Origin of the sequence: Streptomyces sp. NPDC060035, assembly GCF_042736635.1 — a bacterium.
Taxonomy (GTDB): domain Bacteria; phylum Actinomycetota; class Actinomycetes; order Streptomycetales; family Streptomycetaceae; genus Streptomyces.
Genome location: NZ_JBHWVO010000002.1, coordinates 218,413 through 231,598, shown reverse-complemented (window position 1 = coordinate 231,598; position 13,186 = coordinate 218,413). Strand labels below are relative to the sequence as shown.

General features: G+C 70.2%; 13 protein-coding genes. 8 read left to right on the top strand and 5 right to left on the bottom strand.

Going from position 1 to position 13,186, the window contains the following annotated elements:
* The first annotated feature begins 43 nt into the window (after positions 1-43).
* Positions 44-1,015, top strand: coding sequence for an aldo/keto reductase (locus tag ACFWBQ_RS03665; protein WP_385483487.1), 972 nt, complete (start codon positions 44-46; stop codon positions 1,013-1,015).
* Between the two features lie 7 nt (positions 1,016-1,022).
* On the opposite strand, the gene ACFWBQ_RS03660 is transcribed toward ACFWBQ_RS03665, so the two are convergent.
* Entirely contained in the window at positions 1,023-1,523 is a 501-nt protein-coding gene (locus ACFWBQ_RS03660) for a hypothetical protein (protein ID WP_385483485.1), read from the bottom strand.
* Between the two features lie 69 nt (positions 1,524-1,592).
* Positions 1,593-3,746, bottom strand: a complete 2,154-nt coding sequence (helR, locus tag ACFWBQ_RS03655; RefSeq protein WP_385483484.1) for an RNA polymerase recycling motor ATPase HelR — start codon at positions 3,744-3,746, stop codon at positions 1,593-1,595.
* Positions 3,747-4,362: 616 nt separating this feature from the next.
* Here helR and ACFWBQ_RS03650 point away from each other — a divergent pair.
* Together ACFWBQ_RS03650 and ACFWBQ_RS03645 are read left to right on the top strand one after the other, a co-directional pair.
* Positions 4,363-4,914, top strand: coding sequence for a helix-turn-helix domain-containing protein (locus tag ACFWBQ_RS03650; protein WP_351170711.1), 552 nt, complete (start codon positions 4,363-4,365; stop codon positions 4,912-4,914).
* On the top strand, positions 4,911-6,455 hold the full coding sequence (locus ACFWBQ_RS03645; RefSeq protein ID WP_385483482.1) for an MFS transporter: 1,545 nt from the start codon (positions 4,911-4,913) through the stop codon (positions 6,453-6,455). Before ACFWBQ_RS03650 ends, ACFWBQ_RS03645 begins: the two co-directional genes overlap by 4 nt.
* A 97-nt stretch (positions 6,456-6,552) precedes the next feature.
* On the opposite strand, the gene ACFWBQ_RS03640 is transcribed toward ACFWBQ_RS03645, so the two are convergent.
* A complete protein-coding gene (locus tag ACFWBQ_RS03640) occupies positions 6,553-7,224 on the bottom strand; it encodes a lysophospholipid acyltransferase family protein (protein ID WP_385483480.1) in 672 nt (223 codons plus the stop codon).
* A gap of 370 nt (positions 7,225-7,594) precedes the next feature.
* Between ACFWBQ_RS03640 and ACFWBQ_RS03635 the strand changes: the two genes are divergently transcribed.
* The 3 genes from ACFWBQ_RS03635 to ACFWBQ_RS03625 all read left to right on the top strand — a co-directional run bounded on the left by ACFWBQ_RS03635 (position 7,595) and on the right by ACFWBQ_RS03625 (position 9,962).
* Complete coding sequence (locus ACFWBQ_RS03635; protein ID WP_385483479.1) at positions 7,595-8,767, top strand: glycerophosphodiester phosphodiesterase; 1,173 nt, start codon at positions 7,595-7,597, stop codon at positions 8,765-8,767.
* Between the two features lie 93 nt (positions 8,768-8,860).
* Positions 8,861-9,412 (top strand): sigma-70 family RNA polymerase sigma factor, encoded by a 552-nt coding sequence (locus ACFWBQ_RS03630; RefSeq protein ID WP_385483477.1) that lies wholly within the window; start codon positions 8,861-8,863, stop codon positions 9,410-9,412.
* Between the two features lie 46 nt (positions 9,413-9,458).
* The gene (locus ACFWBQ_RS03625; RefSeq protein WP_385483475.1) at positions 9,459-9,962 is read left to right on the top strand and encodes a GNAT family N-acetyltransferase; all 504 of its coding nucleotides are present in this window, start codon (positions 9,459-9,461) and stop codon (positions 9,960-9,962) included.
* Between the two features lie 22 nt (positions 9,963-9,984).
* On the opposite strand, the gene ACFWBQ_RS03620 is transcribed toward ACFWBQ_RS03625, so the two are convergent.
* Both ACFWBQ_RS03620 and ACFWBQ_RS03615 read right to left on the bottom strand, forming a co-directional pair.
* Positions 9,985-10,437 carry a hypothetical protein gene (locus ACFWBQ_RS03620; RefSeq protein ID WP_385483473.1) on the bottom strand — a complete coding sequence of 151 codons (453 nt, stop codon included), beginning with the start codon at positions 10,435-10,437 and terminating at the stop codon, positions 9,985-9,987.
* Positions 10,438-10,439: 2 nt separating this feature from the next.
* Positions 10,440-10,799: a hypothetical protein gene (locus ACFWBQ_RS03615; protein ID WP_385483471.1), complete on the bottom strand. Its 360-nt coding sequence runs from the start codon at positions 10,797-10,799 to the stop codon at positions 10,440-10,442.
* A gap of 612 nt (positions 10,800-11,411) precedes the next feature.
* Between ACFWBQ_RS03615 and ACFWBQ_RS03610 the strand changes: the two genes are divergently transcribed.
* Complete coding sequence (locus ACFWBQ_RS03610) at positions 11,412-12,473, top strand: methionine ABC transporter ATP-binding protein (RefSeq protein ID WP_385483469.1); 1,062 nt, start codon at positions 11,412-11,414, stop codon at positions 12,471-12,473.
* Positions 12,470-13,141, top strand: a complete 672-nt coding sequence (locus tag ACFWBQ_RS03605) for a methionine ABC transporter permease (protein WP_385483467.1) — start codon at positions 12,470-12,472, stop codon at positions 13,139-13,141. Before ACFWBQ_RS03610 ends, ACFWBQ_RS03605 begins: the two co-directional genes overlap by 4 nt.
* The last annotated feature ends 45 nt before the right edge of the window (positions 13,142-13,186 follow it).

Sequence of the window (13,186 nt, the reverse complement as noted above, 5' to 3'; positions counted from 1 at the left end):
CGTTGACGGGAAGGCGTTCGGAACCGACCCAGAGGAGCCCGCGATGCCCTTCGCCCGCCTGAACCGAGCGACTACCCCGACCGCCCACATCGGGCTGGGCCTGGCCGCCGTAGGCAGGCCCGGCTACATCAATCTGCACCGCGACCGGGACCTTCCCGCCGACCGCAGTGCGGACGCGCTGCGCGCCCGCACCCATGAACTCCTGGACGCGGCCTACGCGCAGGGCGTCCGCTACTTCGACGCGGCCCGCTCCTACGGCCGTTCCGAGGAGTTCCTCGCGGACTGGCTGACCGCCCGCCCCGACGTGACGGACGTGGTCATCGGCAGCAAATGGGGCTACACCTACACCGCCGACTGGCGCGTCGCCGCCGAGGCGCACGAGGTGAAGGACCACAGCCTCGCCACGTTCGAACGCCAGCGCGCCGAAACGGCCGCACTGCTCGGCGAACGGCTCGACCTCTACCAGATCCACTCGGTGACCGCCGACAGCCCGGTGCTGAGCGACAAGGACCTGCACGCGCGCCTCGCCGCACTGGCCGCGGAGGGCACCACCGTCGGGCTCTCCACCAGCGGCCCCGCCCAGGCCGACGCCATCCGGGCCGCCCTCGCCGTCACGGTGGACGGCGAGCCCCTCTTCCGTACCGTCCAGGCCACCTACAACGCGCTGGAGACCTCGGCGGGACCGGCACTCGCCGAGGCGCACGACGCGGGGCTCACCGTGATCGTCAAGGAGGCCATGGCCAACGGGCGGCTTGCCGGGACCGAATCACCCGCTGTCGTCCAGGAGATCGCGGCCGAGGCCGAACTGGGTGCGGATGCGGTCGCCCTGGCGTTCGTGCTCCACCGGCCGTGGGCGGGCGTCGTGCTGTCAGGAGCGGCCACCGTCACCCAGCTCGCCGGTAACCTGCACGCCCCCCTCCTCGACCTGGACGCGGACCGGCTGGACCGGCTGGACGCCCTGGTGGAGGAGCCGGAGGCGTACTGGAGGCACCGCTCCTCGCTGCCCTGGAGCTGAGCCCGGGTCAGGCCCAGGCGGCGAGTGTGTCGAAGTCCGCCCGCACCAGCCCCACCCGGGGGTCGACCGGACGCAGCAGCGCCCGCCCCGGGTGGTGCCCCGCCACCCAGTCCGTATCGAGATCCGTGATCTCGTCGTCGACCCAGGCGAACGGCCTCCCGGCCGCGTACTCGACGACGTACCGCGTCTTCCAGTACGTCCCGTCCCCGGTCGCGCCGTGCATCGCCGGCCAGTCGATGTACGGCAGGGGCGGCAGCCCCAGGTGCGGGCCGATCCACTCATTTGCCTCGTTCTTCCAGGTGGTCGCCCAGACGAGTTCGTACCGGTCGGTGAGGGCCAGCAGCTCGTCGCCGTGCTCCGGGTTGAGCAGTACCGGAAGCGGCGGCCCCACCGCCCACCCCGTCGGCCGCATGCGGTGCCGCCGGTAGCCCTTCGGCGTCCTGCGGAGGGACAGCGCCACGTACGGATTGAGCGGGCCGTCGATGTCGATCAGCAGCAGCGGCTTCATCGCCTCATGGTGCCCGCTGCCACCGTCCGGCAGGGCGGGGTGGCGTCGGTTCCTCCCGTCCGGCCGATGTCAGGAGCTCGTGAGGACGACGAGTTGCTGGGTCGCCCGGGTCATCGCGACATAGCGGTCGACCGCTCCTTCGATGCCCTTGCCGAACTCCTCCGGGTCGATGACGACGACCAGGTCGAACTCGAGCCCCTTCGACAGCTCAGGGGTCAGCGACCGGACGCGGGACGTCGACCTGAACGTGGGATCGCCGATGACGCAGGCGATCCCGTCGGCATGTGCGGCGAGCCAGGTGTCGAGGACCGAGCTCAGGTCCGCAGCAGATCCGTGTACGACGGGGACGCCGCTGCTGCGGATGGAGACCGGCACGTTGGCGTCCGGGAGCACGGCCCGGATGGCCGGCTCTGCTTCCGCCATGATCTCTTCCGGCGTCCGGTAGTTGATGCTCAGGGAAGCCAGGTTGATCCGGTCGAGTCCGATCCGCTCGAGCCGCTCCTGCCACGACTCCGTGAACCCGTGCCTGGCCTGGGCACGGTCCCCGACGATGGTGAAACTCCGGGACGGGCACCGGAGCAGCAGCATCTGCCACTCCGCGTCGGTCAGTTCCTGGGCCTCGTCCACGACGACGTGTGCGAACGGGCCGGCGAGCAGGTCCGGTTCGGTGCCCGGCAGTGCACTCCCGTCGATCAGGGTGTCCTGCAGGTCCCGTCCGTGCAGCATCGCCAGTGCGCCCTGGCTCTCGTCGATCACCATGTTCTGCAGCAGGCTGGTGATGGACTCGGCCCTGCGCTCACGTTCGTCGGCGACAGCGGCCTCGTTCCGACGCCTGCGCCGCGCCGCCTCGGGGTCCCCGACCCGCTGCCGTGCCGCGTCCAGGATCGGCAGGTCGGACACGGTCCAGGCCTGGGCGTCCCTGCGCTGCAACTGCTTGATGTCATCGGGGCCGAGCCAGGGAGCGCACTTGCGCAGGTAGGCGGGTACCGACCACAGGTCTCCGACGAGGTCGGCCGCTTCGAGCAGCGGCCACGCCCGGTCGAAGGCCGTGAGCAGCTCCCTGTTCCTCAGCAGCGACCTGCGCAGCAGGTACTCCGAGCCTTCGCCGTCGTACTTGTCCATCAGGATCGTGAGCAGTTCCTCCCAGACCTGGTCCCGAGCCTCGTTGTGCGGGGCACCGGGTCCTGCCGCTTCGAACGCCACGGCCCAGTCGGCGGCGCTCAGCCGGATGTCGGACCACTGGGTCGTGACCGTCATCCCCGCGGTCGGCGGCTCCTCGTAGAAGCTGACGGCCGCCTCCACCGCCTTCACCAGGTTCGCGGACGACTTCAGGCGGGCAACCTCCGGGTCGGTCTCCACGGCTGCCGCGGCTCCCTCGGTGACGAGATCCCGCAGGGTGCAGGTCTGCACGCCCTCCTCCCCGAGGCTGGGCAGGACGTCGGCGACGTAGCCGAGGTAGGGCTGGTGCGGACCGACGAACAGCACGCCGCCCCGGCGGTGACCGAGACGGGGGTCGGAATAGAGGAGGTAGGCGGAGCGGTGCAGCGCGACAACGGTCTTCCCCGTACCCGGACCGCCGTCGACGACGAGAGCACCGCGGGAACCCGCGCGGATGATGGCGTCCTGGTCGGCCTGGATGGTGCCGAGCACGTCCCGCATCCGTGGGGACCGGTTGCTGCCCAGGCTTGCGATGAAGGCGGACTGGTCGTCGAGCGCGGCGTGCCCGGCAAACCCCTCCGAGGTGAACACCTCGTCCCAGTAGTCGCTGATCCGGCCGCGGGTCCAGCGATACCTGCGGCGGCTTGCCAGCCCCATCGGGTTGGCGTGGGTGGCCCCGAAGAACGGCTCGGCCGCGGGGGAGCGCCAGTCGAGGAGCAGCCGGCGGCCCGAGCTGTCCGTCAGGCCCAGGCGTCCGACGTACACCGGCTCGGAGGTGTCCGCACCGACCATGTGCCCGAGGCACAGGTCCATGCCGAAGCGACGGAGTGTGCGCAGACGGGCGGTCAGCCGGTGGATCTCGGAGTCCCGGTCCATGGCCTGCCGGCCCACCCCGCCGGGAGTCCTGCGCTCGGCGGCGAGGCGGTCGGACAGGTCGGCGATCGACTGCTCGAGGCACTCCGCGATGGCCGCGAAGTGCTGCTCGTCGCCGGCGATCAGTGCCGGGTCGGCCTTGGGAGAGAGGCGGTCGGGAAGGTCAAAGGCGCTGGTGGTCAGCGGGTTCACGGCGTTGGCTCCGATCTGAGGTCGCCTGCAACCATTGCGCGCAGCAAGGTGTCTGGACCGGCGTGAAGAATCTGGTGGCCGTCGCGGGCAACGGCCACCGGGGGTGTTGAGGTCTTGTGTTCCGGGCTCCTGGGCCGCCCGTGTCCGCGTGGCTCACGCGGAACCGGGCGGCCCCTCGGTGGCCACCCGTCCGGCCCAGTACGGCCGGCCCGGCGGCCGGGGTACCGCCGGCGGTTCGGCATCCCCGCACGATCCGCAGGCAGACGACAGCACGCGCACGTCGTGGCTCCCCCATTTCCGCAGGTACTGGCTTCGGCGGATGATTCTGCGGCATGACGGGGGCCTTGCCGCAAGTCCCCCCATGCGCTATACGTTGAGAGCGGAAAGGAGTGGATACTCCTCTTTTCCTGGTCCGTCCGCTCCGGACGGACCACCCTCGCGAATCCGCGGTGCGCCGCGTACGCCGGTGCCGTCGGCCCAGGAGGGTCTCCCGTTAGCCTACGGATGCGGCGACGGATTCGAGAATTTCTTCATGATGCACGGCACGGTCGTGGGTTGCGACGCGCCCAGCCCTCAGAATGAGACATTCGTGTCTCATATGGGTTAGTGTCGTCTCATGACTCTCGACCGCGAGCAGGTGCTGCGCAGCGCCGCCGCACTGCTGACCCGTAGATCGACCGCCACCATGGACGAGGTCGCCAAGGCCGCGGGCATCGGCCGCGCCACCCTGCACCGCCACTTCGCCGGGCGGGATGCGCTGGTCAGGGCGTTGGAAAACCTGGGTATCCAGGAATTCGAGGCCGCACTGGACGCCGCCGAGCTCGACGAGGGAACCGCCGAGGAAGGCCTGCGGCGCCTCGTCGCCGCCGTCGAGCCCGCTGCCGGACTGCTGTCCTTCCTCGTCAACGAGAACCAGCTCTTCGAGGGCGATCAGGTGAACGAGGGGTGGAACCGGCTCGACGCCCGGGTGTCCGCCTTCTTCCGGCGCGGCCAGGAGCGCGGCGAATTCCGGATCGACCTCACACCGGCCTGGCTGACCGAAGCCCTGTACGGGCTCATCGGCACCGGCGCATGGGCCGTACAGGCCGGGCGGGTCGCCGGACAGGACTTCCAGTACATGATCGTCGAGTTGCTGCTCGGCGGAGCACGCCGGAGCGTGGAGAAATGACCAGCACCGAGCACCGCCCCGGCACCTCGAACGGCCGGTACCATCCGGGGCGGTGGATCGCCCTGGCGGTCCTCGTCCTCGCCGTCCTGCTGGTGGCCGTCGACGCCACCGTCCTCGGCCTCGCGACCCCGTTCCTCACTGAGGACCTCGAACCGACCGGGACCCAGCTGCTCTGGATCGGTGACGTCTACTCCTTCGTCATCGCCGGACTCCTCGTCTCCATGGGCAGCCTCGGCGACCGCATCGGCCGCAAGAAACTCCTGCTGACCGGAGCCGTCGCGTTCGGCGCGGTCTCCGTGCTCAACGCCTATGCGAACAGTCCCGAGATGATGATCCTGGCCCGGGCGCTGCTGGGTGTCGCGGGCGCCACCCTGATGCCGTCCACGCTCGCCCTGATCCGGAACCTCTTCCACGATCCGCGTGAGCGAAGCTTCGCGATCGGCATCTGGGGTGCCATGGCGTCCGCGGGCGCGGCGGTCGGCCCCGTCATCGGCGGTGTCCTCCTCGAGCACTTCTGGTGGGGCTCGGTCTTCCTGATCAACCTGCCGGTCATGGCGGTCCTCGTGGCCGTGGGCATCAAGATGATCCCGGAGTCGAAGAACCCCGCGCCGGGGCCCTGGGACCTGCCCAGCGTGGGGCTCTCCCTCATCGGCATGGTCGGCGTCGTGTACGCCGTCAAGGAATTGGCGGCGCACGGGGCCAGCTGGGCCGTCGCCCTCGCGGCCGTCGGCGGTGCGCTCGCGCTCGTCTGGTTCGTACGTCGGCAGTTCCGGCTCCCCGCGCCCCTGCTGGACATGCGGCTCTTCCACCACCGGGGCTTCTCGGGCGCGGTCCTCGCCGACCTGCTGACCATCCTCGGCCTCTCCGGCCTGGTCTTCTTCCTCTCGCAGTTCCTGCAGCTCGTCCAGGGGCGCAGTCCGCTGGAGGCCGGGCTCGCCGAACTGCCTGCGGCGATCGGCGCGGTGACCGCGGGGCTGCTGGCGGGCAGGGCGGCCCGGCGCTTCTCGGTGCGGTCCGTTGTCGCGGGCGGGCTGGGGGCGATCGGGCTGGCGCTCGCGGTGGTCACCCTCATCCACAAGGAAACCGCGTATCCGCTGCTCGGAGCGGTGCTCCTGGTGGTCGGCGTCGGCGCCGGATTCTCCTTCACCGTCACCGCCGACGTGATCCTCGGCAGCGTCCCCAAGGAGCACGCCGGCTCCGCGTCCGCCGTCTCCGAGACGGCGTACGAGCTCGGCGCGGCCCTCGGTATCGCGCTGCTCGGCTCCATCGTCACCAGCGTCTACCAGGGCTTCGCCACCCCGGAGGGAGTCCCGGCGGCCACTTCCGAGGCGGCCCACGAATCACTCGGCGGTGCCGTGGAATCGGCCGACGCGCTCCCCGCCGAGCAGGCGGACGCGCTGGTCTGGGCCGCGCAGGAGGCGTTCGTCAACGGGCTGAGGGTCGCCGCGGGCGTCGGCGCCGGAGTGCTGCTGGCGACCGCCCTCGCCGCGTGGTTCCTGCTGCGCGGCCAGAAGCTGGAGGAAGGCATTGTGGAGGACTAAGGGCGTGACGCAGGGTCCACCCGAGCGGCGGACACACGAAAGGGCCCGTGCCCCGCCATCCGGGGGTACGGGCCCTTTCACGCCGAGCGTGGCCGGATCAGGCGGCCTTGGCCTTCGTTGCGTACATGTCGACGTACTCCTGGCCGGACAGCCGCATCACCTCGGCCATCACCGAGTCCGTCACCGCCCGCAGCACATAGCGGTCGCGGTCCATGCCCTCGTAGCGCGAGAACTCCATCGGCTCACCGAACCGGACCGTGACCTTGCCCGGACGGGGCAGCCCGGCGCCGCCCGGCTGCAGCTTGTCCGTGCCGATCATCGCGAACGGCACCACCGGCGCACCCGTCATCAGCGTCAGCCTCGCGATGCCCGTACGGCCCCGGTACAGCCGGCCGTCGGGGGAGCGGGTGCCTTCGGGGTAGATGGCGAAGGCGTTGCCCTCGTCCAGCACCCGGCGGCCCGTCATGAGGGCGGCGACGCCTCCGCGGCCCCCGTCCCGGTCGACCGGGATCATTCCGCAGCCCGTGAAGAACCAGGCCATCAGCCGCCCCTTGAGGCCCTTGCCGGTGACGTACTCGTCCTTGCCGATGTAGAACACCGGCCGGTCGCAGCAGATCGGCATGATCATCGAGTCGATGAACGTCAGATGGTTGCCCGCGAGAATCACCGGCCCGGTCCCCGGAATGTTCTTGGCGCCTTCCACCTGGGGGCGGAACATCAGGCGCAGGATCGGTCCGAGCACTGCCTTGATGACCGTGAGTCGGGACAACGCATCCTCCGGTGTCGTGGCCGGGCCGGCCGGGTCAGGAATTCTAAGGGTCTGTGCAGGTGAGGACGATACTCGCGGGTACCGCCAGATCGCACATCGGGTTCACGGAGCGGATACGCAGTGTTGACGTGTGTTTCCGCCATGTTCGTCCACGGGCCGCCCCACCGATGGCGTAGCTGCCTACGATCAAGCCACTGGAGCCTCTCGTCCGGATCGGGCCGGGCTCGCGTGCCCGGTACCTCGCCTCCTTGTCGTCGGGCAGCTCCTCCGCCCTGCGATCCACGGCACCGGACTCTGTCCCCGATCCGGCCTGATCCAAACGGAAGACCCCGGCTCGACAGGTGCCAGACATCACATGCGAGGAGTATTCATGACAGAGCGTGCGCAGACGGGTCCCGGCCGGCGGGCCCTGCTGGGGGCGGCCGTCCTCGGCACGGCGGCCCTCGGACCGATCGGTACGGCGAACGCGGCCGAGCACGGGAAGGGCGGACGGAGCAGCGGCCACGGCTCCTACCGGGACCTGCCCGTGCCGACCGTCATCGGCCACCGCGGCGCCAGCGGCTACCGGCCCGAGCACACCCTCGGCTCCTACCAGCTCGCCCTGGACATGGGAGCGCACATCGTCGAGCAGGACCTGGTGCCGACCAAGGACGGCCACCTCGTCTGCCGCCACGAGAACGACATCACCGGCACGACGGACGTCGCGGACCACCCCGAGTTCGCGGGCCGCAGAACCACTAGGACGGTCGACGGGGTCCCGCTCACCGGCTGGTTCACCGAGGACTTCACCCTCGCCGAACTGAAGACACTGCGCGCCAAGGAGCGGATCGCCGGCAACCGCCAGGAGAACACCCTGTACGACGGCCGCTGGGAGATACCCACCTTCGAGGAGGTCCTGCGCTGGGCGGACCAGGAAGGACGCAGGCGCAACAAGCCTGTCTGGCTGTACGTCGAGACCAAGCACCCCTCGTACTTCCGGGGCCTCGGGCTCGGTCTCGAGGAGCCACTGGCACGGCTGCTGCGCCGCTACAACCGGCACCGCGCACACTCTCCGCTGATCCTGCAGTCCTTCGAGCCGACCTCCATGCAGCGGCTGTCGAAGCTCGTCGCCACCCCGCGCGTCGTCCTGCTGTCCGGGCCGAAGGAGCGGCCCTGGGACTTCGTGGAGACGGGTGACCCGCGCACCGTCGCCGATCTCGTGAAGCCCGCCGGGCTGAAGTGGATCGCGTCCTTCGCGCAGGGCATCGGTCCGACGCTGGACCTGGTCATCCCCAAGGACGGGGCGGGCCGGCTCACCACGCCGACCACTCTGGTCCGGGACGCGCACGCGCGCGGCCTGATCCTGCACCCGTACACGATGCGCAACGAGAACACCTTCCTGCCGGCGGACTTCCGGCGCGGTACGGACCCGAACGCGTACGGCGATGCCTTCGGCGCCTTCCGTGCGTACTTCGCGGCCGGTATCGACGGGGTCTTCTCGGACAACCCGGACACCGCGCTGCTCGCGGCGGCCGACTTCGCCGAGGACGCCGCCGGCCACTGAGGAACTGCCGTCAGCAGCCCGGCCGGGATGCCCCGGTCGGGTGGAGCTCCCCGTGCACGGCAACCGGCTGCGGGCGGGGAGCGTTGACGGGGCATGACGCTCCTCGATCATGCTCCCGCGGCCCGGGGCCCGCTCGCCCCGGCCGCTGTCGTCCGGGCCCTGCTCCCGCTGGTGCGTGCGGAGGCGGCGGCCGAGGCCCCGGCCGCCGCGATCGATCCCGCGGACCTGGAACAGGCCGTGTGGCTGCGGCTGCTGGAGCGACCGGCAGAGCACGGAGCGCCCGCCGATCCGGCCCGCTGGGTCCGCGCTGCCGTACGGGCGGAAGTGCGCCGCGCCCGCCGCAGAGCCCGGCGCGAGTGCGCGTACCCCGCGGGCGAACCCCCGGGAGACTGGAGCGGCTGCCCGGAGCGCCTGGCTCTGGGTGCGGACGAACGTCGGTCGCTGCGTGCGGCAGTGGACCGGCTGCCCGGGCGGTGCCCCCGGCTGCTGGCGGCGATGCTCGCTCCCCACGATCCGACCTACCGGGAAATCGCAGGGGAGTTGGGTATGTCACAGGGCAGTTTGGGCCCGATGCGTTCCCGATGCCTTGGATGTCTGCGCAGAATGCTCGCGGCGGAGGTTGTAGCTCCTGAAGTGCGGGGATAGGAGGGGTAGACAACCGGCGGACCAGGTGAGCGGGAGGCATGCACACATGGGCATGAGCGTGACCATCTCGGCGGCGACAGCACAGGACGTCGAGCAGATCTTCAAGCTTCAGTACCTCTGTTTCCAGAGCGAGGCAGAGCTCTACGACAACTACCGGATCGACCCACTCATCCAGACCCTCGAATCGGTACGCGGCGAAGTCGCCACGGACCTGGTGTTCGTGGCCCGGCTCGGTGAGGAAGTCGTCGGCTCGGTGCGCGGCTTCACCGACGGGGACGGCACCGGCCTCATCGGCAAACTCTGCGTCCACCCCCGGCTCCAGGGGCACGGCCTCGGCGCACGGCTGCTGCGCGCCGCGGAATCGGGTCTGGCCGACGGGCGTTCGGCCCAGCGCTTCCGGCTGCACACAGGAGAGCGCAGCGAGGCGAACCTGCGGCTCTACCGCAAGGCCGGTTACTCCAGGGTGGGCGACACCACCGGCGAGGACGGCGTCCGTCTGATCCTGCTGGAGAAGGACGCTGTCGCACCCGCCTATGTGGCCAGTGCCTGAAGGGCCGCAGCAGGCCTGAGAATCATGCGTTCCGCGCGCGGCGCAGCCAGATCATCCCGGTGACCGGCAGGATCACCGGGATGAACAGGTAGCCCATGCCGAAGTCCGACCACACCGTGGCATCGGGGAACGCGGACGGTTCCACCAGGGTCCAGGTGCCGATGACCAGCACCCCGGCGAGCTCGGCGGCGCAGCACACCAGCGCCGCCCTGCGCGCTTTCTCTCCGCCCCGCACCAGCGAGTACGTGATGAAGCCGTATACGAGGGCGGCAGCGGCGGACAACACGTAGGCCAGCGGCGCCTTGTCGAAGTCCAGGATCATCTCGACGAGGGAGCGGGACGCGGCGGCCACGGTGAACACCCCGTAGAACCAGACCAGTACGCGCCCGGGCCCGGTGCCGAGTTCGAACTGCTGCTTCGGGCCTGCGGGCGAGGGGGAAATGCCGGAGTCCTCGGTGCGGTCGGTGTCGGTCACGGTCAGTTTCCCCAGATGTCGTAGAGCCGCACTTCGAGCACGGCCAGCACGACCGCGCCCGCCGCCACCGTCACCGAACCCCAGCGGGTCCGCTCGCTCAGCGACAGGAAGCCCGCCGCGGGCACGGCCGCGAAGGCGCCGATCAGATAGGCGATGAAGATCGTCATGCCCTGGTCGGGCCGCTCGCCCCGGGCCAGCTGCACGATTCCCACGAGCAGCTGGGCCAGCGCCAGCACGGAGACGACGGCCATCCCGATGAAGTGCCAGTCCTTCGTGGGCTGGTCCCGGTAGGCGGCGTATCCGCACCAGGCGGCGAGGGCGAGCGCGGTCACGGCGACCGCGACCGTCAGGGCGTCAAGCATGCAGTGAGGGTATTACGGCCCCGAGGACCCGCTGCGTGCGGGCCCGGCCCCGGCCGGGCACCGGGGTACGGACCGGCCGGGCGTCCGGGCATCGTGGCCTTGACCACAGAAGCGCGCCCACCGCGAAGGGACCCGGTGCGGCGGAGGCGGTGTGAACCGGCCGGTATCGTCGCAGGTCAGGGCGGTGCGCGAAGGAGACGGAGCAGGAGGGCGGCCGACATCGAGCGACCATCCACGGCTGTCCGCTATGCGGACAGCTGGATCTGCCGGAACGTTACGTCTGTTTTACTGGGGCCCATGACCACGACGAGCTACCGCACCCCTGCGACCGAGGCGATCACCACGCCCGGTGCTCGTTGTATGTGTCGAATGCGCGCCTTCTGAGGGCCCCCGCCTGAGCCTCGCGCCCCGAAGCGAGACCGAGCCCGCGCCGTCCGTTCCCAACGGATCGAGCCCGCCCGGGCATGTGCTGCGCCCCGGTCCACCGACGGGCCCAGCCTTGCCGAGACTCCCACCGGTCGACCACGAGACCACCGAGAACAGTCTCATCAGACGAATGCCCCGTGCCCGGCGGACACCGCGTCGTGCACTCGACAGTGACGGAAACCCCCTGTGATCACCACTTCGGGCCTCACGAAGGTCTACCAGTCACGCGGCCGTGAGGTCACCGCCCTGGACGGCGTGGACCTCCATGTCCGCGAAGGCGAGGTCTACGGCGTCATCGGACAGAGCGGCGCCGGAAAGTCCTCTCTCATCCGCTGCGTCAACCTGCTGGAACGCCCCACCACCGGCACCGTGACAGTCGCCGGCCAGGACCTCACCGCCCTCGCGGGCCGGGGCCGCCGGGCAGGCAAGGAACTCCGCGAGGCGCGCAGTCGCATCGGCATGGTCTTCCAGCACTTCAACCTGCTGGCCTCACGCACCGTTCTGGGCAACGTCGAGCTGCCCCTGGAGATCCTCGGTGTCTCCGGCCAGGCACGCACCCGCAAGGCGCGCGAGCTCCTCGACCTCGTCGGACTCGCCGACAAGGCGAAGGCCTACCCGGGCCAGCTCTCCGGCGGTCAGAAACAGCGCGTCGGCATCGCCCGCGCCCTGGCCGGCGACCCGAAGGTGCTGCTCTCCGACGAGGCGACCTCCGCGCTCGACCCCGAGACCACCCGCTCCATCCTGCAGCTGCTGCGCGACCTCAATCGGGAGCTCGGCCTCACCGTCCTGCTCATCACGCACGAGATGGACGTCGTCAAGACGATCTGCGACTCGGCCGCGCTGATGAAGAAGGGCCGCATCGTCGAGTCCGGCACGGTCGGCACGCTGCTGGCCACGCCCGGTTCCGAACTGGCCCACGAGCTCTTCCCCGTAGGGGGCACGGCCTCCGGTCCCGACCGTACGGTCGTCGACGTCACCTTCCACGGCGAGGCCGCTGCCCGGCCGCTCATCTCGCAGCTCTCCCGTACGTACAACGTCGACATCTCGATCCTGGGCGCCGCGATGGACACCGTCGGCGGCAGGCAGATCGGCCGGATGCGCATCGAACTGCCCGGCCGGTTCGAGGAGAACGTCGTACCGATCGGCTTCCTGCGCGAGCAGGGCCTCCAGGCCGAGATCGTGGACAGCAGTCCCGCGGACATCCCCGCACAGACCCCCGCCCCGCTCACCAAGGAGGTGGCGAAGTGACCTGGTCCGAAATGCAGCCACTGCTCACCCAGGGAACCATCGACACCCTCTACATGGTGCTGTGGTCCGCGGTCGTCACCGTTCTCGGCGGACTGCCGCTCGGTGTTCTGCTGGTCCTCACCGACAAGGGCGGCCTGCTCCAGAACACCGTGGTCAACAAGGTCATCGGCGTGATCGTGAACATCGGCCGCTCGCTGCCGTTCATCATCCTCCTGATCGCACTGATCCCGTTCACCACCTGGGTCGTCGGTACCTTCATCGGCCCGTCCGCGATGATCGTGCCGCTCGCCATCGGCGCCATTCCGTTCTTCGCCCGCCTCGTCGAGACGGCGATCCGCGAGGTCGACCACGGGCTCGTCGAGGCCGTCCAGTCGATGGGGGGATCGATCCCCACGATCGTCCGCAAGGTCCTGCTTCCGCAGGCGCTGCCCTCGATCGTCTCCGGTGTGACCACCACCGTCATCGTGCTCATCGGCTACTCCGCGATGGCCGGCGCGGTCGGCGGCGAGGGGCTCGGCTCCAAGGCCGTCACCTACGGATTCCAGCGCTTCGACAACCAGTTCATGCTCATCACCGTCGCGCTGCTGATCGTCATGGTGACCCTGATCCAGCTGGTCGGCGACGGAGCCGTACGCCTGCTGGCCCGCCGGGGCCGCACCACCTCCTGACTTTCTTCTCCCCCAAGAAGCCCGAACTCCTTGTCCGGGCGCACC